The sequence below is a fragment of the Oceanobacillus sp. HCA-5259 genome (genome assembly GCF_037892815.1).
Lineage (GTDB): Bacteria > Bacillota > Bacilli > Bacillales > Amphibacillaceae > Oceanobacillus > Oceanobacillus indicireducens.
In genome coordinates this window covers 81,538-105,382 of sequence record NZ_JBBKBV010000004.1, presented here as the reverse complement: position 1 = coordinate 105,382, position 23,845 = coordinate 81,538, and the positions used below count along the sequence as shown (strand labels likewise).

At 40.4% G+C, this 23,845-nt stretch carries 26 protein-coding genes, 1 tRNA gene and 1 other annotated feature; of the genes, 7 read left to right on the top strand and 20 right to left on the bottom strand.

The window, feature by feature from the left end:
* Positions 1–2: 2 nt before the first annotated feature.
* The 6 genes from polX to WKU33_RS03950 form a co-directional block, all read right to left on the bottom strand.
* Positions 3–1,721, bottom strand: a complete 1,719-nt coding sequence (gene polX / locus WKU33_RS03975) for a DNA polymerase/3'-5' exonuclease PolX (protein WP_156857854.1) — start codon at positions 1,719–1,721, stop codon at positions 3–5.
* A 107-nt stretch (positions 1,722–1,828) separates the two neighbouring features.
* The gene (locus tag WKU33_RS03970; RefSeq protein ID WP_156857853.1) at positions 1,829–2,362 is read right to left on the bottom strand and encodes a CvpA family protein; all 534 of its coding nucleotides are present in this window, start codon (positions 2,360–2,362) and stop codon (positions 1,829–1,831) included.
* 3 nt (positions 2,363–2,365) lie between these two features.
* Positions 2,366–2,629 (bottom strand): cell division protein ZapA, encoded by a 264-nt coding sequence (zapA, locus tag WKU33_RS03965; protein ID WP_156857852.1) that lies wholly within the window; start codon positions 2,627–2,629, stop codon positions 2,366–2,368.
* A gap of 825 nt (positions 2,630–3,454) precedes the next feature.
* Positions 3,455–5,884: a phenylalanine--tRNA ligase subunit beta gene (gene pheT, locus WKU33_RS03960; protein ID WP_340453325.1), complete on the bottom strand. Its 2,430-nt coding sequence runs from the start codon at positions 5,882–5,884 to the stop codon at positions 3,455–3,457.
* Between the two features lie 13 nt (positions 5,885–5,897).
* The gene (gene pheS / locus WKU33_RS03955) at positions 5,898–6,932 is read right to left on the bottom strand and encodes a phenylalanine--tRNA ligase subunit alpha (RefSeq protein ID WP_340453324.1); all 1,035 of its coding nucleotides are present in this window, start codon (positions 6,930–6,932) and stop codon (positions 5,898–5,900) included.
* 368 nt (positions 6,933–7,300) lie between these two features.
* Positions 7,301–8,047 (bottom strand): TrmH family RNA methyltransferase, encoded by a 747-nt coding sequence (locus WKU33_RS03950; protein ID WP_340453322.1) that lies wholly within the window; start codon positions 8,045–8,047, stop codon positions 7,301–7,303.
* A gap of 91 nt (positions 8,048–8,138) precedes the next feature.
* Between WKU33_RS03950 and sspI the strand changes: the two genes are divergently transcribed.
* From sspI to WKU33_RS03935, 3 genes are all read left to right on the top strand, one after another.
* Positions 8,139–8,363 carry a small acid-soluble spore protein SspI gene (sspI, locus tag WKU33_RS03945; protein ID WP_156857849.1) on the top strand — a complete coding sequence of 75 codons (225 nt, stop codon included), beginning with the start codon at positions 8,139–8,141 and terminating at the stop codon, positions 8,361–8,363.
* A 73-nt stretch (positions 8,364–8,436) separates the two neighbouring features.
* The gene (locus WKU33_RS03940; protein WP_340453319.1) at positions 8,437–8,916 is read left to right on the top strand and encodes a DinB family protein; all 480 of its coding nucleotides are present in this window, start codon (positions 8,437–8,439) and stop codon (positions 8,914–8,916) included.
* 108 nt (positions 8,917–9,024) lie between these two features.
* The gene (locus tag WKU33_RS03935) at positions 9,025–9,645 is read left to right on the top strand and encodes a lytic transglycosylase domain-containing protein (protein WP_340453317.1); all 621 of its coding nucleotides are present in this window, start codon (positions 9,025–9,027) and stop codon (positions 9,643–9,645) included.
* A gap of 43 nt (positions 9,646–9,688) precedes the next feature.
* Here WKU33_RS03935 and WKU33_RS03930 read toward each other — a convergent pair whose 3' ends face one another.
* Positions 9,689–10,774, bottom strand: a complete 1,086-nt coding sequence (locus tag WKU33_RS03930) for a M42 family metallopeptidase (RefSeq protein WP_340453316.1) — start codon at positions 10,772–10,774, stop codon at positions 9,689–9,691.
* Between the two features lie 183 nt (positions 10,775–10,957).
* Here WKU33_RS03930 and WKU33_RS03925 point away from each other — a divergent pair.
* A tRNA-Lys gene (locus WKU33_RS03925) sits at positions 10,958–11,030 on the top strand.
* Positions 11,031–11,154: 124 nt separating this feature from the next.
* Here WKU33_RS03925 and WKU33_RS03920 read toward each other — a convergent pair.
* Positions 11,155–11,640 carry a dUTP diphosphatase gene (locus tag WKU33_RS03920; RefSeq protein ID WP_188857054.1) on the bottom strand — a complete coding sequence of 162 codons (486 nt, stop codon included), beginning with the start codon at positions 11,638–11,640 and terminating at the stop codon, positions 11,155–11,157.
* Between the two features lie 101 nt (positions 11,641–11,741).
* On the opposite strand from WKU33_RS03920, the gene WKU33_RS03915 reads away from it, so the two are divergent.
* The gene (locus tag WKU33_RS03915) at positions 11,742–12,134 is read left to right on the top strand and encodes a sigma-w pathway protein ysdB (RefSeq protein ID WP_188857055.1); all 393 of its coding nucleotides are present in this window, start codon (positions 11,742–11,744) and stop codon (positions 12,132–12,134) included.
* A gap of 270 nt (positions 12,135–12,404) precedes the next feature.
* Here WKU33_RS03915 and WKU33_RS03910 read toward each other — a convergent pair whose 3' ends face one another.
* The 5 genes from WKU33_RS03910 to infC form a co-directional block, all read right to left on the bottom strand.
* On the bottom strand, positions 12,405–12,998 hold the full coding sequence (locus WKU33_RS03910) for a TVP38/TMEM64 family protein (protein WP_188857056.1): 594 nt from the start codon (positions 12,996–12,998) through the stop codon (positions 12,405–12,407).
* 59 nt (positions 12,999–13,057) lie between these two features.
* Positions 13,058–13,330 (bottom strand): DUF1294 domain-containing protein, encoded by a 273-nt coding sequence (locus tag WKU33_RS03905; RefSeq protein ID WP_188857057.1) that lies wholly within the window; start codon positions 13,328–13,330, stop codon positions 13,058–13,060.
* Between the two features lie 451 nt (positions 13,331–13,781).
* Positions 13,782–14,141, bottom strand: coding sequence for a 50S ribosomal protein L20 (gene rplT / locus WKU33_RS03900; protein ID WP_156857990.1), 360 nt, complete (start codon positions 14,139–14,141; stop codon positions 13,782–13,784).
* Between the two features lie 56 nt (positions 14,142–14,197).
* Positions 14,198–14,389, bottom strand: a complete 192-nt coding sequence (gene rpmI / locus WKU33_RS03895) for a 50S ribosomal protein L35 (RefSeq protein WP_188857058.1) — start codon at positions 14,387–14,389, stop codon at positions 14,198–14,200.
* A gap of 58 nt (positions 14,390–14,447) precedes the next feature.
* Positions 14,448–15,011 carry a translation initiation factor IF-3 gene (gene infC / locus WKU33_RS03890; RefSeq protein ID WP_188857059.1) on the bottom strand — a complete coding sequence of 188 codons (564 nt, stop codon included), beginning with the start codon at positions 15,009–15,011 and terminating at the stop codon, positions 14,448–14,450.
* A gap of 10 nt (positions 15,012–15,021) precedes the next feature.
* Positions 15,022–15,155 (bottom strand) — a sequence feature (ribosomal protein L20 leader region).
* 219 nt (positions 15,156–15,374) lie between these two features.
* On the opposite strand from infC, the gene WKU33_RS03885 reads away from it, so the two are divergent.
* Positions 15,375–15,545 carry a DUF5325 family protein gene (locus WKU33_RS03885; RefSeq protein ID WP_188857060.1) on the top strand — a complete coding sequence of 57 codons (171 nt, stop codon included), beginning with the start codon at positions 15,375–15,377 and terminating at the stop codon, positions 15,543–15,545.
* Between the two features lie 16 nt (positions 15,546–15,561).
* Here the strand turns inward: WKU33_RS03885 and WKU33_RS03880 are convergent, their stop codons facing one another.
* Both WKU33_RS03880 and WKU33_RS03875 read right to left on the bottom strand, forming a co-directional pair.
* On the bottom strand, positions 15,562–16,368 hold the full coding sequence (locus tag WKU33_RS03880; RefSeq protein WP_188857061.1) for an inositol monophosphatase family protein: 807 nt from the start codon (positions 16,366–16,368) through the stop codon (positions 15,562–15,564).
* 129 nt (positions 16,369–16,497) lie between these two features.
* Positions 16,498–16,698: a hypothetical protein gene (locus WKU33_RS03875; RefSeq protein ID WP_188857062.1), complete on the bottom strand. Its 201-nt coding sequence runs from the start codon at positions 16,696–16,698 to the stop codon at positions 16,498–16,500.
* 1,020 nt (positions 16,699–17,718) lie between these two features.
* On the opposite strand from WKU33_RS03875, the gene WKU33_RS03870 reads away from it, so the two are divergent.
* Positions 17,719–18,336, top strand: a complete 618-nt coding sequence (locus WKU33_RS03870; RefSeq protein ID WP_340453310.1) for a YktB family protein — start codon at positions 17,719–17,721, stop codon at positions 18,334–18,336.
* Between the two features lie 36 nt (positions 18,337–18,372).
* On the opposite strand, the gene WKU33_RS03865 is transcribed toward WKU33_RS03870, so the two are convergent.
* From WKU33_RS03865 to WKU33_RS03845, 5 genes are all read right to left on the bottom strand, one after another.
* Entirely contained in the window at positions 18,373–18,639 is a 267-nt protein-coding gene (locus WKU33_RS03865) for a UPF0223 family protein (RefSeq protein ID WP_188857064.1), read from the bottom strand.
* Between the two features lie 9 nt (positions 18,640–18,648).
* On the bottom strand, positions 18,649–19,605 hold the full coding sequence (locus WKU33_RS03860; protein ID WP_340453306.1) for an NAD(P)H-dependent flavin oxidoreductase: 957 nt from the start codon (positions 19,603–19,605) through the stop codon (positions 18,649–18,651).
* Between the two features lie 39 nt (positions 19,606–19,644).
* A complete protein-coding gene (locus WKU33_RS03855; RefSeq protein WP_336251316.1) occupies positions 19,645–20,532 on the bottom strand; it encodes a polysaccharide deacetylase family protein in 888 nt (295 codons plus the stop codon).
* A 600-nt stretch (positions 20,533–21,132) separates the two neighbouring features.
* Entirely contained in the window at positions 21,133–22,539 is a 1,407-nt protein-coding gene (gene lpdA, locus WKU33_RS03850; protein WP_336252715.1) for a dihydrolipoyl dehydrogenase, read from the bottom strand.
* 4 nt (positions 22,540–22,543) lie between these two features.
* Positions 22,544–23,824 (bottom strand): dihydrolipoamide acetyltransferase family protein, encoded by a 1,281-nt coding sequence (locus WKU33_RS03845; RefSeq protein WP_340453303.1) that lies wholly within the window; start codon positions 23,822–23,824, stop codon positions 22,544–22,546.
* Positions 23,825–23,845 lie beyond the last annotated feature (21 nt).

Genomic DNA, 23,845 nt, shown 5'->3' with positions numbered 1-23,845 from the left:
CTCTATTTATTTCGATCTAAAAAAGCTTTAAGCTCTGCTAGAGGTAAGCTGTTCAATACCGTACTTTTTTGAATCCAGCCCCGTTTGGCAGTGCGAACTCCAAACTCCATAAATGCGAGTGTTTCATAGCTATGGGCATCGGTATTAATAATCAGCTTTACTCCAGCTTCTTGAGCCATTTTTGCATGTGTTGCTGAAAGATCGAGTCGATTCGGATTGGCGTTGATTTCAAGCGCTGTATTTGTTTCTTTCGCTTTTTCAATCAACTTTTCCATATCGACCCGGTAGCCGTCCCGGCGTCCTAGTAATCTTCCGGTCGGATGAGCAATCATATCTACATAAGGGTTTTCAAGTGCTTGATATAATCGCTCCATAATTTTTTCTGCACTTTGGTTAAAGCTTGAGTGAATGGACGCGATCACGAAATCTAGTTCTTTTAAAAAGGAGTCTTCAAAATCAAGCGTTCCATCTGGTAAAATATCCATCTCAACTCCGGTGAAAATATGAATATCAGGATATTTTTCATTTAATAGCTGAATTTCCTCCCATTGCTTCCGAAGACGTTCTTCGTTCAATCCATTCGCCACCCGAAGGAATTTAGAATGATCAGTGATGGCAATATATTCGTATCTCTTCTCCATAGCCTTTAGAACCATTTCTTCCAAGTTTTGTGCCCCATCGCTCCACGTCGTATGCATATGTAAATCTCCGCGGATATCTTCTAGTTCAATCAATTCCCGGGTCTCTTGAAACTGTTCAAGTTCTGTCGTTCCCTCTCGTATTTCAGGCGGGATATAAGGAAGACCAAAATGTTCATAAAATGCCTTTTCATCAGGGAATGTGAGTATTTCGTTCGTTGCTTCTACTTCAACTCCATATTCACTAATTTTCTCTCCACGGGATTTCGCCAATTGGCGCATCGCTACATTATGTTCCTTCGAACCTGTGAAGTGATGAAGTGTTGTTGTAAATTCCTCGTCCTTCACAAGACGGAAATCGACATTGATATCATATTCTTCTTCCAGTGTAACAGACACCTTTGTATCCCCCTCAGCAATCACTTCTTTTACTGTAGGGAGTAACAGTAGTGCTTCACGTACCTTCTCCGGTTCATCTGTTGAAATAATAAAGTCGATATCCCTAATTGTTTCACGCATTCGTCTTAAGCTACCTGCAATCGAGTAGCGGGTAATCGAATCTATAGCATTCAAATAGTTTTCTATTTTCCCAGCGATTTGCAGCATTACTGCAATCGAAAGACGTTCCGGGCGTTTTCCAACTTCGTCCAGCGCTGTCAGTAGATTCTTCACTGTTTTAGGCCCGAAACCAGATAACTTTTCGACCTCCCCATTTTCACATGCAGTTCGCAAACTATCCGCATCGACAATATTTAACTCTTTATATAATCTAGAAAGTTTCTTGCCACCAAGTCCTGGCAGCTGGAGAAGGGGAATTAATCCAGACGGAACCTCTTCCTGCAATTTCTCAAGCTCTGTCGATTTTCCTTCCTTCATGAATTCGGTAATGACTGCGCCTGTCCCTTTTCCAATTCCTTTTATTTTCGTCATATCTTCAATTTCGTCAAGTGATCGTTCATCTGTTTCCAATCCTTGGGCAGCCTTGCGATAGGCTGATATTTTAAACGGATTTTCACCCTTTAATTCTAAGTAAATAGCAATTTGTTCTAATAAACGAATAACATCTTTCTTATTTACGAGCAATCCATTCACCTGCTTTATTGTTATTTCAATAAAAAAAGACCGATTCCGTATCGTTTACTACTATTGTACATGTAATCCAGTAGCAATACTAATACGACGAACCGCTCTTATAAATACACTTTTACTAAGTCAAACACTTTATTGGAGAAATATGGAGTCTGCTCCAGTATGAGTAAAGCCAACGATGAATTATTAATATATGATTGTACAGTCTCAATTGGTGTTAAGGCAAGTACATATAGAAGGACAAACACAATTAAATAAATTTCCAAAAAACCTAAAACTGCACCAAGAATCTTATTCACCGGCTTAATAAGCGGGATTGCCGCAACAAAATCAAGCATATTTGCAACAATCTGCAAGATTATTTTTACCGCAAAAAATAAAACTGCAAATGAAATGATATTATAAAATGCCGTTTCAATCGGTAGCCCTTGTAGGAATTCAGGCCAGATATTTGCGCTTAGTTCCTTGTATGGAATCCAAAGTTCCAACCGAATGGCTAAGTCATCATAGTACCTTGCCGCGATAATAAAAGCTGTTATAAAGCCTATTAAATGAAATAGCTGTAAAATAAACCCTCTATTCAGGCCGATAAACAGACCGAATAGAAGTAATATAATTAAGATTAAATCAAACATATCTTATTTTTCCTCTTTCCTCGCAATTGATCCGACTAATTTTGCGTAGTCTTCTTTCAATTTCACATAATCGTTCATCGTATTTACAGCTGTGAGTACGGCCAGCCTTGTTGTATCTAAATGCGGATTATGGTCTTTAATTTCATTCATTTTCTGATCAACAAGACTCGCAACCAACTTCACATGACTTGCTGGTTCATTACCCATGATTGTATATGTTCTATTATTGATTTCCACTGTAATCCTGTTCTTTTCATGTTCTGTCATGTTGATCCCCCCGCCAAAATCACTACCATTTATCATATCATTTTTTGTTTCTAAAAAGAAGTATTATAATTACCCCTGCTTTTGGAGTTTGGGACAATCAGCCCTCCCTTAGTGCAATCCAAAAAACTGACATTTCGCTCTACATAATCCTCATAGCTTCCTCCGCTTTCCAACTAATACCTTCATTCAGCGTAAATGCAACCTTCTCCCGGAGGTCCGCAGTCCAGACACCTCTCGCTTTCCGCAGGCGGCTGGTGAGCCTCCTCGGGCTGGCGCCCTGCGGGGTCTCACCTATGCCTATCCTCCTGCTGGAGTCTTGAGGTGTCTGGACTGCTCCCAGGAAAGGCGTGATTTGGATTACTGATTAATATTCCTGAAGTATAATCCTTCCTTATCATAACGGAATAATTTCTTTTTAAAATAATCCTTTAGACCAGTTCAATTGCCCGGTGGACGGTGACTCTTGCGGGAATAGCACGAGTCCAGACCTGAGCAGGAAGCGGTTTTCTTCCGAGGCAGACTAAGATCGCCACGTCCTGTGGCAACGTCTGACATTAACGTCCTGTGCGTCGAGGCTTCGGCTGTGCCCGTGGAAAGCATCCGTCCGCCGGGCAACTGAACGGCGATTAGAGCGCAAAATTAAATAAACGAGCAAAGACACTTACGCTGAATGAAAGTATAAGTCGTTCGTTTTGAAAAACTTTAATTATGTCTGGTTATATTCTTCAACGACTGTGGATGTTTCATTAGGTTCATCGTTACGTATTGAAGAAGTAAAAACGTTGTAGCGGACTTATGATCCATGCTACAACGCTTTTTGGTTTTTTAAGATCTTACATAACCATTAAATTCATCGGATATGGCTTTTACAATTTCCTGATAAGATGCTTCCACTTCTTCGTCTTTCAATGTTTTCTCCGGATCTTGATAAACGAGATGATAAGCGATTGACTTCTTACCAGCCTCTAAATGTTCCCCTTCATAAACATCAAATACAGCAACAGACTTAACTAATGGTGCACCTATTTCGGCAATTCTTGCTTGAACGTCGCCTGCTAAAACTTCCTTATCAAGGATAAAGGCAATATCCCGTGAAATCGCTGGGTATCTTGGAATTTCTGTATAGCTCGGTTCATTTTCATACTCTGCAAATACTGCATCTAAATTGATATCAAATACATAAGTTTCCTTTAAATCTAACCTTTTTGCAAGGAGTGGGTGAACCTGTCCGAGGAAACCGATAACCTGACCGTTTTGTTTAATTACCGCTGTTCGGCCTGGGTGCATATCCTCAAGCTTTACCGGTTCAAATTGGATAGATAACTTCAACTGTTCAAATAACCCTTCAACAATTCCTTTTACAACATAGAAGTCCACCGGTTTTACTTCCCCTTGCCATGGATGGTCAACCCAGTTCCCCGTTATCGCACCTGCAGCACGAAGAATTTCTTCCGGTTGCTTCGTAATTTGTTCTTCTTCAGATACAAAAATTGACCCAATTTCATAATAAGCAATATTCATCTGGTTTCTTGCTTGATTATACGTTAAAGATTGAAGAAGCCCTGGGAGTATGCTTAGGCGGAGATATTTATGATCCTCACTCATCGGCCTAGCCAGCGCAATTGGAACTGGTGATTTTTTGATAATCTCCGGGCTGATTAATTTCTCAATATCATGTTCATTCGTCAAGGAATAGGTTCTGTTTTCCATTAATCCTAATCCCTCAAGTAATGATTTGATATTCCGTTTTAATTGCTGTACGTGATTCAGACCACCTACCTGCCCTTCCCCTTTAGGTAAGGTGTACGGCAAGTTATCATAGCCATAAATACGAGCGATTTCCTCAAGCATATCCTCAAAGATTGTAATATCCTGTCTTCTTGTCGGTACTTGAATCGTGAATGTTGCGCCTTCTTGCTCAAAAGTGAATTGCAATCTATGCAAGATGTCAGCAATCTCTTCATTCTTAATAGAGGAACCAAGTCTTTCATTCACACGATCCGTTTCAATGACAACTGTTTTCTCCGAATAATCAAGGCCATCATATTCACTTAAACCTTGCAAAACTTTTCCATCTGCATATTTTTCAAGTAGATGGCAAGCTCTTTCGCCGGCTTTTCTTACCCGTTTCGGGTCAACTCCTTTTTCAAAGCGGGTACTTGAGTCGCTCCGTAAACCAGTTTGTTTAACTGTCTTTCTTACAGTCGTACCGTCAAAATAGGCTGCTTCTAGTAAAATAGTCGACGTCTCATCCGTTACCTCCGAATCAAGTCCACCCATTACTCCAGCAAGCGCAGTCGGTACCGAACCATTGGTAATGACAAGATTCTCACGCGTCAATTTGCGAGTCTGACCATCAAGGGTAACAATTTCTTCCCCTTCATTCGCACGTCTAACCAACACCGTGTTTGATGCAAATCTATCATAATCAAACGCATGAAGCGGTTGGCCGTATTCGAGCAAGACATAGTTCGTAATATCAACTACATTATTAATCGGACGGATACCAGCTGCCAGTAAATAGTTCTGTATCCATAAAGGAGAAGGCTTAATCACAACATCTTTAATGATAAATGCCCCGTAATATTTGTTTAACTCTTGAGCTGCCACTTCTACGGTTACATAATCTTCCGCACACTCACTTTCATTACTTTCAATCGTCTCATCCGGATATATGACTTGTTCATCAAGAATAGCTGCTACTTCATACGCTACCCCCATCATGCTTAACGCATCTGCCCGATTGGCAAGTACATCGAGTTCAAATACCGCATCGTTTAAGTTGAGAAGCGGAGTAACATCCTCACCGATTTCTACTTCATCCTGGAAAACGTAAATACCGTCTACGAATTCTTGGGGAACGAACTTTTCTTTCACTCCCAGTTCCTGTAAAGAACAAATCATTCCATTTGATTCTACGCCACGTAATTTCACTTTTTTAATTTTAAAGTTACCTGGTAAGACAGCGCCGGGCTTGGCTACGACAACTTTTTGACCTGCAGCCACGTTCGGGGCACCACATATGATTTGTAAGGTTTCTGTTCCAACATCTACTTGGCAAAGATTTAATTTGTCGGCATTCGGATGCTGCTCACAAGTTAAGACATGTCCGACAACAACATCGTTCACCTTTTCCCCGACATACTCAATTCCTTCCACTTCAATTCCAGACTTTGTAATTCGCTCTGCAAGCTCTTCTGGAGAAATATCTCCTAAATCAACATAATTATTTAACCAGTTATAGGATACGTACACTTATTTTTCCTCCCTATGCGTGATGATACTGTTTTAAGAATCGGATATCGTTCATATAGAAGCTTCGAATATCACTTACACCATATTTCAACATAGCAATTCGCTCTGGACCCATTCCAAAAGCAAAACCGCTGTATACGCTTGGATCATATCCGCCCATTTCCAGAACTTTCGGATGGACCATTCCACCACCTAATATTTCAATCCAGCCTGTTCCTTTACATACGCTACACCCATCACCGTTACAGACTTTACAGGAAATATCCATTTCCACAGATGGCTCTGTAAATGGGAAGTAGCTTGGACGGAGACGAATTTCGCGGTCTTTTCCAAACATCTGTTTAGCAAATTTATCTAATGTTCCTTTTAAATCACTCATCCGGACGTTTTTATCGACGAGTAGACCTTCAATTTGTGTAAATTGATGGGAGTGTGTTGCATCATCGCTATCTCGACGATATACTTTCCCCGGACAAATCATTTTAAATGGCCGTTCTCCTTTATAACTTTCCATTGTTCGTGCTTGAACAGGAGAAGTATGTGTACGCAGCAATAACTCGTTCGTAATATAGAATGAATCCTGCATATCTCGGGCCGGGTGATCTTTCGGTAAATTAAGTGCTTCAAAGTTATAATAATCTGTTTCTACCTCCGGGCCTTCCTTGATCTCAAAGCCCATACCGATGAATAAATCCTCGATTTCCTCCACAATACTTGTTAAGAGATGCGGTCCTCCAACGTTGACCTTACGACCCGGTAGTGTCACATCAATCGTTTCCGCTTCTAACTGCTTATTCAAAGCGGCCTCTTCTAGTTTAGCGGCCTTCTCTTCAATTGCTTCGGTGATGATATTACGTACTTTATTAGCCATTTCTCCAATAACTGGACGCTCTTCTGGGGAAAGCTGTCCCATTCCTTTTAAGACCTTCGTGATTGAGCCCTTTTTCCCTAAATAAGCGACTCGAATATCTTGAAGGCTTGTCATTCCTTCAGCATCTTCAATTTTAGCAAGTGCTTCTTGCTGTATTGTCTCCAACTGCTCCTTCATATGGAACCCTCCTTAGAATACTTTTAAACAATAAAAAAAGCCCCATCCCAATAAAGGGACGAGGCTATTATTTCGCGGTACCACCCTTGTTGACAACATATATATTGTCCAACTCACATTTTGATAACGGATTATAAAATCCGGGCGCACCTTTACTTGTACGAAACAAGGTCCAAGTGCCTGCTCCAGAGTGAAATGGTCCTATCCCAGCAATAGAAATGTTTTCAGTCTCAGACATTTCCTCCCTGCATTACCGTCATGGATATAACCTAGCTCTTTCAACACATTTTCTATTCATTCATTTATTTATACAATCAATTAACGCTTCACTTCATCCATTATAGATAATTTTCTTGCAGCTTGCAAGCCTATTCTTTCAGGCGATACATGAGGATGCCTGCAGCAATGCTCACGTTCAATGATTCTGCTTTTCCGTAGATTGGGATTTTCACCCGTTCATCCGCCTGCTTAAGCAATTCTTGCTGAACACCCGCTCCTTCATTTCCAAGTACTAGTCCAACTTTATCCGGCGTCTTCATCTCCTGATAATAACGCGCTTCTTCCAGTGCAGTTGCCCATATCTCATACCCTCTCCCTTTCAATGAAGGTATTTCTTCTGTCAAATCAGCTTCAAAAACTGGGATATGAAAGAGTGACCCTTGAGTTGAACGGATGACTTTATCATTGTATAAATCAACTGTTCCTTTACCAAGAATGACAGCATCCATACCAGCAGCGTCTGCCGTACGAATAATTGTCCCTAAATTTCCAGGATCCTGTATCGCATCAAGCATCACAAGCTGATTACCCGTGACACTTCTATCCGACTGCATCATAATAACAGCCGCTATTCCTTGGGGTGTTGTCGTCTGAGAGATATGTTCAAACACTTGTTTAGAAACACGCTCTACAGGAAGGTCATTACTCCAAGCAGGAAGTGGAACACTCTCCTCCACGATGATTTCTACTATTTCCTGTCCGCTTTTCCAGGCTTCTTCCACAAGATGTGACCCTTCAACGAGAAACATTTGCTGTTCTTTGCGCCCTTTTCGTTTGTGAAGCTTTCTCCAAGCCTTAACTTTTCCGTTTGTCAATGATGTAATCAACGTCTTCATCCTTATCCTGTTCTTTTTTCTTATCATACATATTTAGGAACCATTTGGTCAAACTAAGTTCATGAATCAAAGAACTAAGGAGGTAAACAAAATGGATTTAAATTTACGCAAAGCGATTCTCAGTAATATATCGACAAATGATCAATCCCAACTGGAAGCAACGATTGTAGATGCAATACAAAATGGAGAAGAAAAAATGTTGCCAGGACTTGGTGTGTTATTTGAGTTAATCTGGCAGCAAGCTGACCAAACAATGAAGCAAGACATGGTAGAATCACTAGAATCTGGTGTAAAGCAAGCTACCGCAGGCTCCTAAGGATGCTTTTCCCTACTACTTTCGCGATATTCTTGATAAACTATGGATAACCAAAAATGAAAGGGGTTATTCAATGTATCGCAAAGTAGAAGATTTTCTTCAAGATTGGCAAGGTGCAAGCGCAGGAACGTTGCGAGTTCTCGAAGCAGTAACAGATGAAACATTGGATCAAGCAATTGTAAAAGGGCATAACACGTTAAGATGGTTAGGTTGGCATTTGGCAACCGCCCCCGCTTATTTTGTAGGTCTGTTAGGATTGGAACTGAACAATGTAGGAGATGCGGAAAAACTACCGAGCACAGCCAAGGAAATTGCGGAAGGATACCAAGCAGTAAGTAATGAACTAGCTGAAAAAGTATCAAAAGCATTCTCTGATGAACATTTAATTGAAGAAGTGGATCAACATGGCAGACCAACTGCCCGAGGAGCAATTCTTCGTACATTAATCGATCACCAAACCCATCACCGCGGACAAATGACCGTACTCCTTCGCCAGGCAGGACTTCAAGTTCCTGGTGTCATGGGGCCAACAAAAGAAGATTTGGAAAAATAATGAACAAATTGGGACATAGCAGCGTAATTATGCGCCTTATGTCCCTTTTAACGATTGAAATATGTGCGAAATCCTAGTAAGATTGTAGTAGAGAAAGTAGGGATTATATTGGAAATCAGAGACTTAAACCAGCTTATGCAGCTACAAGCTATGCAAACAATGAGCTCAGGCAGTTCACCCTCCAGTTCATCTTTTGCAGAACTTACTTTCAATCAATTACTACAGAGTAAAATCGACCAAGCAAGGGCGCTCACACCACCTGCTCTATCCTCTCTTGGATCGGTACCTTTTCAACGGCCGGATAATTTGAGCCAACCGAGTCATCAGGCTAACCGTTCGTCTCCTTTGAAGGCAACTGCTTTTGATAATTATATCGTTGAAGCAAGCGAGAAATACAATATTGATAAGCGGCTGATCCGAAGTGTGATCCAAGCGGAGTCCGGCTTTAATCCTCGTGCAACGAGTGGTGCCGGTGCTAAGGGTCTTATGCAATTAATGCCGGGTACTGCAAGAGGTTTAGGTGTTGCTAACTCCTATGACCCACGGGAAAATATTTTAGGCGGCACAAAATATTTAAGACAAATGCTGGACCGTTATAATCAAAATATGGAGCTTGCTCTTGCAGCGTATAATGCTGGCCCAGGAAATGTCGATAAACACGGTGGCATTCCGCCATTCAATGAAACAAGAAATTATGTAACAAAAGTGATGAACAACTATTTAGCCTGATAAAAAAACAAGGTGTCGATGCACACCTTGTTTTTTTCTATTGTTATGCGAGTATAAGTTCTTTCACCTTATCCTTATCAAGTTGTTTAATAACTTCTACAATTAATTTAACCGCATTTTCAAAGTCGTCACGGTGTAAAATTGCTGCGTGAGAGTGAATATAACGAGTTGCAATTGTTATGGATAAAGAAGGTACTCCATTTGCTGTTAAATGAATAGAACCGGAATCTGTTCCACCACCAGCAATCGATGTATACTGGTAAGGAATCCCATGTTCATCCGCTGTTTTCACGACTAATTCCCGTAAGCCTTTATGGGAGAGCATTGAAGCGTCATAGAGAACAATTTGTGGTCCATCCCCTAACTTACTGTCCGCTTCCTGATCAGAGATGCCTGGTGTGTCACCAGCAATCCCCACATCAACACCGAAGCCGATATCTGGTTCAATTTTATGTGCTGCTGTTTTCGCTCCACGAAGCCCAACTTCTTCCTGAATTGTTCCGACACCGTAGACGATATTTGGATGATCCACGCCTTGAAGTTGTTTTAATACCTCGATAGCAATAGCTAAACCAATTCGGTTATCCCAAGCTTTTGCCATTAGCATCTTCTCATTTTTTAATTGCGTGAACTCGAAATATGGAACAATTGATTGACCTGGCAGAACACCAAATTCTTCTGCTTCCTTTTTGCTCGTTGCTCCAATATCGATAAACATATCCTTTATCTTATACGGCTTCTTACGCGCTTCTGCTGAGAGCACGTGTGGTGGTTTTGAACCGATAACACCAGTGACATTTCCTTTTGAACCCATAATCGTCACACGCTGGGCAAGCATGACTTGGTTCCACCAACCACCAACCGTTTGGAAATAAATGAATCCTTTGTCATCAATTCGCGTAACCATAAAGCCTATTTCGTCTAAATGACCAGCAACCATAATTTTCGGTCCATTCTCATCACCTATCTTTTTCGCAATGGAGCTGCCTAAATTATCTGTTGTCACTTCATCTGCATGGGGGGTAATATACTTTTCAAATACTTCTCTAACTTCCCTCTCATTCCCCGAGATACCATTCGCGTCGGTTAAATCTTTCAACATCGTTAATGTTTCATCTAATTTTGCCATGTTCTAATATCTCTCCTTTACTGTAACTTAAAGTATAAACCTATTATACTCAACTTTCTTAATTAAAAAAACGAAAGTAAATTAATCTTAACAAATACTCCCACAGAACGATTTTTTTAGTAGAAAAAAGCTAATAAATGTCTTGCATCTCTTTTCATTATGTGATATCATTAAATAGTTGACGGGACATTAGCTCAGTCGGTAGAGCAACTGACTCTTAATCAGTGGGTCGTAGGTTCGATCCCTACATGTCCCATAATAACGCCTAATCCTTTGATATATATATGGGTTTAGGCGTTTTTTATTTACATAATAAAAAATTAGAGTTTCCGTAAATTTTGCTTATCATTATGCGGATATGGGTGGACTTATAGTTCCTTTTAATATCCTTGGTCTTGCCGTTCGTAATTTATTTCATTTTTCTCCAAGTAGGCATTATAAATATCCTCTTCGTTAAATCCGAGCAATTTACCTAAATGGATAAATTCCTTAAATAATTGAACGTATCCTTCTTCTGTTGAATGCTGATTAAAGATTGCTGCTACAATAAAGACGTGATTAAATTGTTTTGTCAAGTCATTTTCTGTTCCGGCGGCTTCTACACCTTCATATCTATAACCTTTCTCTAAACCGATTGATAAGAGAAAATGAATCCCATCCACATATTCCGCAAGAATTACTTCTCTTTCACTCGGTTCCTTCTTACTCCAAAATTTAAAGCAACGAGTTTCATTTGCAAGCTCCCCAAGCTCTACAAGGAAAGCCAAATGTCTTTCATGATATAAATCTTTCCCTTCCAACTCATGATTATCGGCAATATAATTGTCCAATTCCTGCTGCATATTATAAAGTTTTCCCCAATTCAATTCTCTGCACCTCATTTTATCTTATGTTTTTTAAAAAAGTGAAACCTTTCCCCTCTTCCTTTCGTACTTGAATTATATAACAAGTAAGGAGACGATTACACATGCTTGTACTATTATTTCGTATTCTTATTCTGCTTGCAATTATTCTCCTTGTTTATACTTGGATTGAATACTTAAGAAGTTCGGATAGAAAAATACGGATCGCTAAAGACCTAAACCAATTCTACCTTGATGATGAACCAAAGAACAGTAAAAAGAATTTACGTTTCGTATATAAGGGCTGTACATTTGTCGGGGAAAAATATGTCGGTATTGCTGAAGATTCATTTGAGGTAACGAATATCCATGTCACTGTCTGCCATCCAATTGACTTGAATGGGATTACCCGAGAAGATCTATACTTTTTAGAAAATGAATTATTAATACGTTATCCTTATGCGAAAATTGAATGGAAACATCCGATCAGCGAACTTGTGTTAACCCCCTTAGAATAAAACAGGCGCAAGCGCCCGTTTAGCAACGTACAAACTGGAGCACTCCGGAATGAGATAAAGGAAACATGCCCCTTTAGGGGTATGCCGCTGTTGGGCTTTAGCCCGTACTTAGGCGGCCCTCCTTTAGTTGTGAGTTGATGTTGACTTATCGATTGGAGGAGTGTGAAGTTTGCTAGTTGCTGGGCGCAGAGCGGACGTGGCTTGCCCTGGTTATCTAAGTTATCTATAGCATTTATGTCTCATAGTTTCCTATGCAAAACAAAGCACACATCAAGCTTTCGATGTGTGCTTTGGTTGTTCCATGGAGAAAAAATCCTGCCATTTGATAATGATTTCTTTCCTGCGTAATAGATAGAGAAAGACAAGTAGAATTACCATTAATCCGGTGATTGTATAAGGGGACAAGGTAGAAAAGGTTCCGCCAATTGATGTATAAATGAAGGCGAGTGGAATGTTTGTAAGGAGTGAAGTTCTTGTATAATCTCTGAAGCTGGTCGAAATTTCAATCAGACAAAGGGATAATAAATGAAAATGAATAAAGGGCACTAATCGAAGTAACAGAATTTGAGACTTTGTAAGTTCTTTGTTGTCTCCCAGCAAACGCTGCTTTATACGAAAAATGCGTTCCATTGCATTCGGCATTTTCGTATAGATTCCGTAAAATAAAATACTTGATAACGTAATACCGATTAAAGAATACAAACCACCTGCAAACGGTCCGAAAAATATTCCGCCCGAGATACAGATAAAAACGACAGGAATAAAAAATAATGGTCGGAGTAAATGAAAACAAATGAATAGGACTGGTGCAAACAAGCCGCCAAGCTCAACATAGGTGAGAAGATTCGCTCCTAATGCCTCCATGCTCCTCCTCCTTCTTCGTATTCGCTTTACCATTTATTATATGTTAGGCAATGAGCCGATTATGACATGTTTACGAATAGGTAGATAAAAGCACCAGCATTCCAAATGATCAGCACTGGGATTCCGACTGTGAACGATGCGTGTTTTGTTTTATGACGAAACAGTTGCATGCCGATATATGTACCAAGCGCACCACCTAAAAATGATAACAGAAAGAAAGTCCTTTCTGGAATACGAAACTGTTGCTTGATCGCCTTCTGCTTATCAATTCTCATCAGAAAAAGCGTAAAAATATTTACAACTAGAACATAAACCAACATAGAATCATTCATAAAAAATCTCCTTTAGCTATTATGATGTAATTTTATCACGTATTAACGGTCCGTCATACCCCCACCTCTAAACAAGAGGGAGAGCCAAAATGTTAAGGTGGGGGATATACAGTCCGTAAATTCCTGATTCGGTTCAACTAACATTCAGTGGGGGAGGGAAGGAATTCCCCTAACTGTGATGAAGGAGTAACTTTCTCTCCAAATTCTGGAGTCCCGATACCTTGAGACTTCTCAGGGGTTCATAGGCCTTGAAAGATACCGCAGCACGATAGCGCGTGGCAGACTAAGAACGCCAGTCCTTTGGCAACGCCTGTATTAGCACGTTCTGTGCGCCAGTGGCTTGCCGAACGCCCTCGGAAAGCGAAAAGTATCGGAACTACGAACCTTGGGAAGAAAATTTTAATTTTAAAAAAAGGTCAAATTCCGTTTGAGTTGGAATTTGACCTTTTTATTATTTGCTTAAAGCTTCTTTAGCTTTATCCGTTAACTGTGTAAATGCTTGTGCATCGTTTACCGCTAGTTCAGAAAGCATCTTACGGTTAATATCAACACCAGCTAATTTCAAACCATGCATTAATTTGCTGTATGACATATCATTCATACGCGCAGCTGCGTTAATACGTGCAATCCATAATTTACGGAAATCACGTTTCTTCTGTCTGCGGTCACGATATGCATACTGACCTGATTTCATCACCTGTTGTTTTGCTACTTTAAATAAATTACTTTTCGAACCATAATATCCTTTAGCTAATTTAAGGACGCGTTTGCGACGTTTGCGTGTTACTGTTCCACCTTTTACACGTGCCATTTTAAATTCCCTCCTAGTACAATTCTAATCCAAATTTATTTCAGTATTTCCATGACTTAAGGAATCATGGAATCAATGCGTCTTTGATCTCCACGGGAAACGACCGCACTTTTACGAAGTTTACGTTTTTGTTTTTGTGATTTGTTTGCAAATAAGTGACTTGTATATGCATGAGATCTTTTCAATTTTCCAGTTCCAGTTCTTTTAAAACGTTTTTGAGACCCTCTGTGGGTTTTCATTTTTGGCATCCGAATTTCCTCCTAAAGTAAAATTAAGCAGTATTTCTTACTAAGAAAATAACGTATCTTATTTTTCAGTTGATGGCGCAACCATCATGAACATATTACGCCCTTCCATCTTAGGCTTCTGTTCAACGATTGCAATATCTTTTACTTCTTCAGCAAAGCGGTCAAGGACATCACGGCCAAGCCCCTTATGAGTAATAGCTCTTCCGCGGAAGCGCACAGCTACCTTCACCTTGTCGCCCTTTTCCAAGAATTTCCGAGCATTTTTCAGTTTCGTTTCAAAGTCATGATCGCCAATTCCTGGTGTAAGCCGTACTTCTTTCACGTTAATAACTCGTTGTTTCTTCCGTGCTTCTTTTTCTTTCTTCTGCATTTCGAAACGGTATTTTCCGTAATCCATAATACGGGCAACTGGTGGTTTTGCATTAGGTGCCACTAAAACCAAGTCTAAATTCCTCGTCTGAGCAATTTGCATAGCTTCTTTATGCGATTTCACACCTAGTTGTTCACCATTGGAATCGATTAGACGTACTTCCCTTGCGCGGATTCTTTCATTTACATTTAAACTCTCTTTGCTAATCTCAAGCCACCTCCGAATATTTTTGTTGCTGATCTTTTCAGACAATCTATTTACTCACATAAAAAAAGTGTCGGTACAAAATGCACCCACACGTTTCCCTGTCAATTAATCATTAATATCTTGAGAGAAACCAGTCAACTACACAAATGGTGTCGAGCAGGTGAGAAGCGGGTGCTTCTGCTTGTCTTTAGATCATATAAATCTCATTCAACTACTAAATTATAGCATGATTGAGTCTCTTCGTCAAGTACTTTCTGGCTTTCAGAAATCTTGTATACGTTCCTCAGCAAAAACTGCTTATTTATAGTAGCATAGATAAATAACAGAAGCAAATTTTTTTTTACATCTTTGAAGTATTCCTCGTTTTCCGATATACTACAGATGGTTAATAGAAATCGGGGTGTAAACATGGAAACGTTTAATTGGAAATTCTTTAGTTTGGCCTTATTAGTTGTCTTTATGTTTATAGCGGTAGGATTCGCTGTCGCTTTACGCAGTGTTCCCTTGATTATTTTATTCATTTTACTCGGATTCGGTTTGATGGGTTATGGACTTGCCCTCAAGAAAAAGCAAAAGTGACTGCGTGCATACACAGTCACTTTCGGCCATTTTTTATAAACGCAAGTAATTGCTCTTGAATTTTTGGATTACATGCTAAAATAGAATTATTTCCGAGCATATTCAATTCGTCTCCGTCTAATGTTGTCACATTTCCTCCAACTTCATTAACGATCACTACACCAGCCGCGATATCCCATGGAGCAAGACGCATGGATAAATAGGCATCAATTATTCCCTCAGCAACATAGGCTAACTCAAGCGCCGCAGAACCGTACGTCCGGCTTCCTCGCACAGTACGAATCATCTGATGCATAATTTTCTCATCAACAATCCGATTCGGACAGAGGAAATAATGGTTCATATCAACAATTGATTCTTCGAGTTTTAAGTCTTGTCTCGGTTCTGGCAACAATTCCTCATTCTTGAAAGCACCCTCGGAACGCTTAGCATGGTACAATTCATCAGCCATCACATCATAAATCAATCCAATTTCACCAATTCCATCATGAAAGACCGCGACGGAAATCGCAAAGTTCTTCTGCTGATGAACAAAATTCATCGTTCCATCGATTGGATCGATTATCCAGACAGTGCCTTGTAAAGAAGTAAGCTCATCGCCGTATCCTTCCTCACCAATAATATAATGATCTGAATAAGTTGCTTTAATTTTCTCAACAAGAAACTTCTCTGTTTGTTTATCCATTTCAGTTACGAGATCATCCGGGTTTGATTTCGTTTCAATAACTCGTGGTTCATTTATTTTATTTCTTATCTGTTCACCAGCTTCCAACACCCAAGCTTTGGCGTCCAGATAAAGTTTGTCTCGATTTATTTTATCCATGTGTCTATTCCCCCCAAATCTCTCTCTTTCCACTCATTGTACCAAACGTACTGGCCAAGTCATAATGAAAGGACTTCGTATTTATTTGACCACCGCAATGATACCGTAATAAATACGAAGTCCTCCTATTTACTTATTTTCACTTTTTGTAATTTCAATCAGCTGGTGACGTAACGAGCTAAGCCTCTGCTTAACTTTGATTATTTCCGTTTTATCTCCTGCCTCCATGGCTTCGTAAAGATTCATTAATTCATAATCTATTTCCATTCGAATTACCGGCAGTTTAAGTTTAGCTTCTTGTTTTTCGATTGCTTGCATTAGATATTTCATTCTAATCACACCTCTCTAAGTGATTACGATGGCTCTTTTAATTTAGTTTATGAAGATTTCTTAAAGGAAGTTCGCCAATATTTAGAACTAGCTTCTTAAATTAGGTTTTCCCATATCCTTTACAATTTAAACATTCAATTGGCTAAAAACCTCTATTCTAATGGGTTTGTCCTCTTAGATACAAGCGAATCGTCTATGTAATATTAATTCATTGACAAATCGAATCCATTACTTAATAATTATTATTACTCGGCTTTCACAGTCTGAAACCGTTAGCTATCGCTTCATTTAATTAGTATACCCAGCAATCGATTAGGCTTACGGACAAAATGCTAACTGTTTGTTCTATTTTCCTAACAACTCTATTTCAAAAGTAACCAAAAGTAGTATTATTACTTTCATTCAGCATAAGTGCCTGGTTCGTTCACTAATTATAGCGTTCTAATCGTCGTTCAGTTGCCCGGTGGACAGATGCTTTCCGCGGGCACAGCCGAAGACAGGACGTTAATGTCAGACGTTGCTACATACGAGAGCGTTCTTAGTCTGCCTCGGGCTGAGCACTAAGGGGTCTCCGGACTCGTGCTATTCCCGCAGGAGTCACCGTCCACCGGGCAACTGAACTGGTAGAGAGGATTGTTATTAATGGAAAATATCCCACCATGATAGGTGCCCTCTTACTAAAATGAAAAGTAGTGCTCCAAACTTGGCCTTTTCTCGGAGCAGTCCAGACACCTCGAGACTCCTGCAGGAGGAAAGGCATAGGTGAGACCCCGCAGTACGCAAAGCGTACGAGGAGGCTCACCAGCCGCCTGCGGAAAGCGAGAGGTGTCTGGACTGCGGACCTCCAGGAGAAGGTTGCACTTACGCTGAATGAAAGTAACCATCTGTTTATTTTGAAAAGCCTTTTACTAATTATGTTTAAGTTCATATTTTAAAGACTGTAGATGCTTGTTAAGGATGATTTACATTCATTTTTAGGTGCAAAAGTTAAGTTATCATTCATCAGAAAGGATGACACAAATGGATTTTAATGGTTTTAAACAAACTGATTTTGACACATTCCATATCGATGGCTTGGAGGCACGCATGGAAGCAATACAGACTCGCATTCAACCGAAATTTCGTGAACTCGGAGAAATTTTAAAAGATAATCTATCCATGAAGCTTGGAAATGAAATGTATTTACATATTGCAAAACATGCTAGAAGAACAGTTAATCCTCCAAAAGATACATGGCTCGCAATTTGCGATAATAAACGAGGTTATAAAAAGCATCCACACTTTCAAGTAGGCCTGTTTGATGACCGCGTTTTTATTTGGCTGGCACATGTTTACGAATTACCGAACAAACAAAAAATCGCTCAAAGCTTTATAAACAACTTCGAAGCGATTAAAAAATTGCCAAGTGATTTTGTTATCTCAATAGACCATATGAAGAAAAACTCTATAGCCCTGGATGAACTAGAGAAATCACTGCTGGAACGTTTTCGCGATGTGAAAAAAGCAGAGTTTTTAATCGGCAGAAACTTAAAGATGGATGATGAACGGGTTCAGGACGGACAGCAATTACTCGATACGATCATCTCGACGTACGATGAACTCATCCCCTTCTATCAATTAGCTGTAAAAGAACGCTAAAAAATGCTGGGACGGCAACATATGTCCCAGCATTTTTTACATTCGAATATTTTTCACTTCTGGATTTCTTGCTTGTTTCACTACAGGATAAGGTGCGTAGCCCGATGCTTTTGTAAATGTAGCGAATAATTGTTTCTCCTCTGATTTAGACGGGACAATTTCCTTAAAGCGCCGGTATAGAGCAATAATGTCATCCCTTCGAACCTGGTTCTCATACGCTTGCTCAATTAGGTTAAAAAAATTAACGACATCGACAATTTCCTGCTGTGACCACGTTTCATCAATTGGATAGGAATAACTCATAAATTTCCCTCACTTTGCCCATTGTTCACGTATTTCTGTTGCTTCTTTTATAAGAGACTGAATTAAACTTTCCACTGTCGGAACATCATGTATCCTTGCAGCAGATTGTCCGGCCCAACCAAACCCTTCTGTATCATCGCCTTCTTGGATATAGTGATGATTAACCTTTCCGCTTATGTAATCCTTTAATGATTCATACCCTTGTTGCTGCTTTTCTATTTCAAGGATTTTCTCGGCAAAAGGTCCCTTTAACACTCTGGCAGGAGCCCCAATCGAACGTTTAATAACGGTTGTATCCTCTTCTTCTGCATTCAGTATTGCTTGTTTATAATTGTCATGAGCAAGGCACTCTTTCGTTGCAATGAAGCGGGTTCCCATTTCAATCCCCTCTGCTCCGAGGCTTAACGCTGCCATAAAACCTCGCCCATCGGCTATCCCACCCGATGCAATTACTGGTATTGATATGTGATCAACAACCTGTGGTGTAAGAATAAAGGTACCAACATCGGAACGACCCAAATGCCCTCCGCCTTCTTGCCCCACAACCATCACAGCGTCTGCACCGAGTTCTTCCGCTTTCTTCGCCTGTCTCCTAGCAGCTACAAGGACTAGTTTCTTTATTGGATGATTATCTACCATATCGAGCACACCCTTAGGATTACCTCCAGTGACAGAAATAACCGGAACCTCCTCATCTATGGCAACTTGGACCATATCTTCATACGATCTGCCGTGTTGCCCAATTGCATAATTCACTCCAAACGGTTTATCCGTTAATGATTTCACTTTTCGTATTTCTTCGCGTAATGCTTCTGGTGAAGGTAACGTCATCGCGGTAATCTGTCCGAGACCACCTGCATTAGAAACGGCTGCGGCAAGGTCGGAATAAGCTAAGTAAGCAAGCCCTCCTTGGATGATAGGATATTTAATATTTAGCAACTTTGTTACTCGAGTTTCAAACTCCATTAATTTTTTCCTCCCTTTATTTCCATTTCATATGATTATTTATTCTTTTTCACTTGCTTCATCTAGTGTTTGAATAAGATGGGGATCAACAATTTCATACCCGCTGTCTCTTAATCCATTAACAATTCTCTCAAGCGCCTCATTCGTCCATTCCCTGTCATGCATTAATAAATTTGCTCCCGGCTTCAGCAAGGAATAATCGACATCAACTTCTGGACCTTCACCCGAAATCATCGCTTCAGCTAATTTATCCGCATCCATATAAGGTTCGAAATAATCGTATCCATATGTCCAATTCATTAATATCATACCTTCATCAGCAACAATTTGCTCAGAATAGTCCGTATTCATCCCGTTAGGAGCTCGGAAGAATTTCGGTCTTTCTCCAATAATTTCTTCCACTCGATCATTCAAACTTACTATCTCTTCTTTTTGTTCTTCTTCTGGTAAATCAGGGATTAAAGGATGATTATACGTATGATTCCCGATTGGAAATCCCATTTCATGGAGTTGTCTCAAGGCTTCTTCCTCTTCCGGTGTATCAAGGAAGTGACCATTCACAAAGAAAATTGCACCTGCTTCCAAATCCTGTAATGTTTCCGCCATTTCTAAAGCATATCCCGCTGGAGCATCATCAATCGTTAAAAGTACAACATTTTCATCGATATCTTCTTCTAAAGGGACGACACTTGCATCCTCAGCTATATAATACTCTGGCTCATTCGCTGCTTCTGCGTCTACTTCTATTTCGGATTCTTCATCCTCCTCAGGTTCCTCTTCCTCCGCTCTTTCGTCTTTATGTTCCATTTCTTCCTCTGTTTGTTGATTCGTGTCTTCACTCGCCGAATCATCCGGCTCTTCTGCTTCATTTGCCGAGCAAGCTGACAAAGCAAGCGCGAAAATAAGCAGGAAAATTAATCGCTTCATTTTTCGTATCCTCCTGATGTTCTCTTTGGTTTACATTATAGTAATGATTAGAATGGATGACAATGAAAAACTTTCCAGTATTAAAGAGCAAAGGCGCAAGCACCCTTACAGGCTAAGTACGCGATTCGTTACGCAACGCCTGGGACTGCGATTACTCGTCCCACCGAAGAGCATTTGTACTAGCACATCCAGTAGTCGCAGCAACATACAAACTGTGCCTCCCAGGACGGGAGGTAGTTCGATGTTGCCCCATACGTGAGCGAACTTAATCGAACTTCCTTTTTACCGGAATGAGATAAAGGAAACATGCCCCTTTAGGGTAGACGTGAGTTGGGCTTTAGCCCGTACTTAGGCGGCCCTCCTTTAGTTTTGAGTTGATGCCCGCTTTCACCACAAGGGTATAAGGGCGACTAAGCCTCACAAAGACCGCTCGGCAAGTCTTCTTTATCGATTGGAGGAGTGTGAAGTTTGATAGTTGCTGGGCGCAGAGCGGACGTGGCTAGACCTGGATCACTAAATTATCACAGCATTTTTATTTTATAGTTTCTTAGACAAATAAAAAATGACGGCTAACTCAATAGCCGTCATTTTTCTCTGTTTTTATAGCATGTGGACTGGTTTTCCAAGTCCTACTTCTGCAGCTTCCATCGTAATTTCACCTAGTGTCGGGTGCGCATGGATGGTTAATGCGATATCTTCGGCTGTCATGCCAGATTCAACTGCAAGGCCGATTTCAGAAATCATGTCACTTGCGTTCGGTCCAGCAATTTGACCACCGAGGACAAGACCGTCTTCTTTACGAGTGATCAGTTTCAAGAAACCGTCTGCTTCGTTTAGGGCCAATGCACGTCCATTCGCTGCGAATGGGAATTTACCGACTTTTACGTTAAAGCCTTTATCTTTCGCTTCTTGTTCAGATAATCCAACAGTTGCTAGTTCCGGCTCCGTAAAGGCTACTGCAGGAACACCGATATAGTCAATTTCAGACTTCTCGCCACTGATTACTTCTGCTGCAATTTTACCTTCATAAGAAGCTTTATGGGCAAGTGGCGGACCTGCAGTGATGTCGCCAATCGCATAAATGTTATCTACAGATGTACGACACTGCTTATCTGTTTTAACACGACCTCTCTCATCAAGTTCGATACCAACTTGCTCTAAGCCGATTTCTTCCGTATTTGGCTTACGGCCGACTGTAACAAGTACGTAGTCCGCTTCAAGAATTTCTTCTTTACCTTTTGCTTCATAGGTAACTTTCACACCGTCTTTTGTTTCTTCAACGCCTTTTGCCACCGCTTCTGTAACAATGGTAACACCTTTTTTCTTAAGACGTTTTTTCACAACTTGTGTCATTTGTTTTTCAAACCCGCCAAGGATATCTTTTGCACCTTCAAGGAACGTAACTTCAGTACCGAAGTTAGCAAAGGCAGTTCCCAGCTCCGTTCCAACATAACCTCCACCGATTACAACAAGCTTCTTAGGAATTTCTTTTAAGCTTAGTGCACCTGTAGAATCAAGTACACGATCAGAGAATTTGAAGCTTGGGATTTCAATTGGTGTAGATCCTGTTGCAATGATGCAATTATTGAATTTATACGTTTGTGAATTCTTTTCATCCATAACCTTTGCAGTGTTTTTGTCTACAAAGTATGCTTCACCACTTACAATATCTACTTTATTGCCTTTAAGTAATCCTTCAACACCGCTCGTAAGTTTGTTTACGACAGAATCTTTCCATTCTTGCACTTTGGAAAAGTCAACAGAAACTTTTTCTACTTTAATACCAAGTTCTTCAATACCTTGTGCTTCAGCTGCCTTCTGTCCAGCAGTGATGAGTGCCTTAGATGGAATACATCCAACGTTTAAGCAAACTCCGCCTAGCGCTCCTTTGTCGACAATTGTTACCTTCTGTCCAAGTTGAGCGGCACGGATTGCAGCAACATATCCCCCAGGTCCAGCGCCAACGACAAGTGTGTCTACTTCTACTGGAAAATCTCCTACTACCATCTTCTTACGCCTCCATCATGATTAGTTGTGGATCATTTAGTACACGTTTAATTTGGTTCAGTGCAAGTTGTGCAGTTGCACCATCAACGATACGATGATCAAAGCTTAGAGATAATGTAAGTACTGGAGCAACAACAACTTCTCCGTTACGTACAATTGGCTTGTCAGCAATTCTACCAATTCCTAAAATAACCGCTTCAGGGTAGTTTAGAACTGGAGTGAACCATTGTCCACCAGCTGAACCAATATTTGAAATTGTGTTCGAAGCTCCTCTCATCTCTTCAGGTTTCAGTTTACCATCCCTAGCTTTTTCTGCCAAGGAGTTGATTTCTGCCGAGATTTCAAAGATGGATTTTCTATCTGCATTCTTAACAACCGGAACGAGCAATCCTCTATCCGTGTCAGCTGCAATACCGATATTATAGTAATGTTTCTGTACAATCTCATCAGTCGCATCATCGATAATAGAGTTAAGGATAGGATATTTTTTCGATGCAGAAATTAAAGCTTTTACAACATAAGGAAGATATGTTAGTTTCACACCTTGCTCCGCTGCAACTTCTTTAAATTTCTTACGGTGTGCAACAAGCTCTGTTACATCGATTTCGTCCATTAACGTAACATGAGGCGCTTTTGTTTTCGAGTTAACCATTGCATTCGCAATAGCTTTACGGATATTCGACATTTTCTCGCGTGTTTCTGGGAAATCACCTTCAGGAACGGCAACCTGCTGTGCACTAGAAGCAGCTTTTGTATCTTCGGCAGTTTCTGCTGTAACAGTTTCAGCTGGCTGTGCATCTCCGCTTACGAACGCATCGATATCTTCTTTTAAAATACGGCCATTCTTACCTGTTCCAGAAACTTCTCTGATATTAACGCCTTGTTCACGTGCATGTTTTCTCACAGAAGGCATAGCGATGACTACTGCGTCACTGTCTGTATCCGCGCTTTCCGCTTGAGCTGGTTTTGCGCTGTCCGTTTTCGCTTCTTCTTTTGCTTCCTCTGTTTGTGCAGGTGCTTCTTCCGTACTATCATCAGACTCATAACCCTCTGCATCAAACGAAACAAAAGTATTTCCTACTGTCGCAACTTCACCTTCTTGAACGTAGATTTTCTTAACTGTACCATCTACTGGTGCCGGAATTTCTACAACTGCTTTATCATTTTGTACTTCACAAAGGACATCGTCTTCACTAATCTCATCGCCTTCATTAACGAACCATTTTACTATTTCGCCTTCCGTGATTCCTTCACCGATGTCCGGAAATTTAAATTCAAATGCCATTTTCTCTACCTCCTATGGTGA

Excerpts from the sequence above, each read along its gene's own strand:
- WKU33_RS03970 (WP_156857853.1), bottom strand. The coding sequence starts at position 2,362 with ATGTTTGATTTAATCTTAATTATATTACTTCTATTCGGTCTGTTTATC.
- zapA (WP_156857852.1), bottom strand. The coding sequence starts at position 2,629 with ATGACAGAACATGAAAAGAACAGGATTACAGTGGAAATCAATAATAGA.
- pheS (WP_340453324.1), bottom strand. The coding sequence starts at position 6,932 with ATGAAGGAGCAGTTGGAGACAATACAGCAAGAAGCACTTGCTAAAATT.
- WKU33_RS03950 (WP_340453322.1), bottom strand. The coding sequence starts at position 8,047 with ATGAAGACGTTGATTACATCATTGACAAACGGAAAAGTTAAGGCTTGG.
- sspI (WP_156857849.1), top strand. The coding sequence starts at position 8,139 with ATGGATTTAAATTTACGCAAAGCGATTCTCAGTAATATATCGACAAAT.
- WKU33_RS03940 (WP_340453319.1), top strand. The coding sequence starts at position 8,437 with ATGTATCGCAAAGTAGAAGATTTTCTTCAAGATTGGCAAGGTGCAAGC.
- WKU33_RS03930 (WP_340453316.1), bottom strand. The coding sequence starts at position 10,774 with ATGGCAAAATTAGATGAAACATTAACGATGTTGAAAGATTTAACCGAC.
- WKU33_RS03915 (WP_188857055.1), top strand. The coding sequence starts at position 11,742 with ATGCTTGTACTATTATTTCGTATTCTTATTCTGCTTGCAATTATTCTC.
- WKU33_RS03910 (WP_188857056.1), bottom strand. The coding sequence starts at position 12,998 with ATGGAGGCATTAGGAGCGAATCTTCTCACCTATGTTGAGCTTGGCGGC.
- WKU33_RS03905 (WP_188857057.1), bottom strand. The coding sequence starts at position 13,330 with ATGAATGATTCTATGTTGGTTTATGTTCTAGTTGTAAATATTTTTACG.
- rplT (WP_156857990.1), bottom strand. The coding sequence starts at position 14,141 with ATGGCACGTGTAAAAGGTGGAACAGTAACACGCAAACGTCGCAAACGC.
- rpmI (WP_188857058.1), bottom strand. The coding sequence starts at position 14,389 with ATGCCAAAAATGAAAACCCACAGAGGGTCTCAAAAACGTTTTAAAAGA.
- WKU33_RS03885 (WP_188857060.1), top strand. The coding sequence starts at position 15,375 with ATGGAAACGTTTAATTGGAAATTCTTTAGTTTGGCCTTATTAGTTGTC.
- WKU33_RS03880 (WP_188857061.1), bottom strand. The coding sequence starts at position 16,368 with ATGGATAAAATAAATCGAGACAAACTTTATCTGGACGCCAAAGCTTGG.
- WKU33_RS03875 (WP_188857062.1), bottom strand. The coding sequence starts at position 16,698 with ATGAAATATCTAATGCAAGCAATCGAAAAACAAGAAGCTAAACTTAAA.
- WKU33_RS03870 (WP_340453310.1), top strand. The coding sequence starts at position 17,719 with ATGGATTTTAATGGTTTTAAACAAACTGATTTTGACACATTCCATATC.
- WKU33_RS03865 (WP_188857064.1), bottom strand. The coding sequence starts at position 18,639 with ATGAGTTATTCCTATCCAATTGATGAAACGTGGTCACAGCAGGAAATT.
- WKU33_RS03860 (WP_340453306.1), bottom strand. The coding sequence starts at position 19,605 with ATGGAGTTTGAAACTCGAGTAACAAAGTTGCTAAATATTAAATATCCT.
- WKU33_RS03855 (WP_336251316.1), bottom strand. The coding sequence starts at position 20,532 with ATGAAGCGATTAATTTTCCTGCTTATTTTCGCGCTTGCTTTGTCAGCT.
- lpdA (WP_336252715.1), bottom strand. The coding sequence starts at position 22,539 with ATGGTAGTAGGAGATTTTCCAGTAGAAGTAGACACACTTGTCGTTGGC.
- WKU33_RS03845 (WP_340453303.1), bottom strand. The coding sequence starts at position 23,824 with ATGGCATTTGAATTTAAATTTCCGGACATCGGTGAAGGAATCACGGAA.